General features: G+C 58.6%; 1 protein-coding gene. It reads right to left on the bottom strand.

What is annotated here, in order from left to right; all coding sequences use genetic code 11:
* The coding region (locus M3629_RS28120; protein WP_251512193.1) for a hypothetical protein at positions 1 to 413 on the bottom strand (413 nt) is incomplete at both ends.

Here is a 413-nt window from a genome sequence, read left to right as displayed (position 1 = left end):
GCTGGTACTTCACCAGCCGGGTGGTATAGCTGTTCAGCTTATTAAACACTTCATGCAGCGAATAAAAGGTATCGTGGCGAACGAAGCCCGGCAGCCTGACGGAGCTCGCGTGTCCGACCACCTGGTCATCCACCGGCCGATCGTTAAACCGCGCCTGCTGGCGGTTAAAGAGACGCACCGGGTAATCCGGCGAAGAAATAGGGTAGATCGTCCGCACCTGCGTGCCGAGCACAAACCAGTAGCGCGGCAAACGCCAGGCGCAGGTTGGGTCCGGCTCCTCGCCCGCTTTTAGCGCCTGAATGGCCGTCACCACGTCATTATCAAGAATTTCGTCGCTGTCCATGCACAGCACCCAGTCATGGCTGGCCAGCCCGATGGCATAGTTCATCTGTGCGCCGTGGGCTTTATAGGCA

This window comes from Paenibacillus polysaccharolyticus (assembly GCF_023714295.1).
Taxonomy (GTDB): domain Bacteria; phylum Bacillota; class Bacilli; order Paenibacillales; family Paenibacillaceae; genus Paenibacillus; species Paenibacillus polysaccharolyticus_A.
Note: the sequence above shows the minus strand (reverse complement) of the source record. Positions and strands in the feature narration are given on the sequence as shown.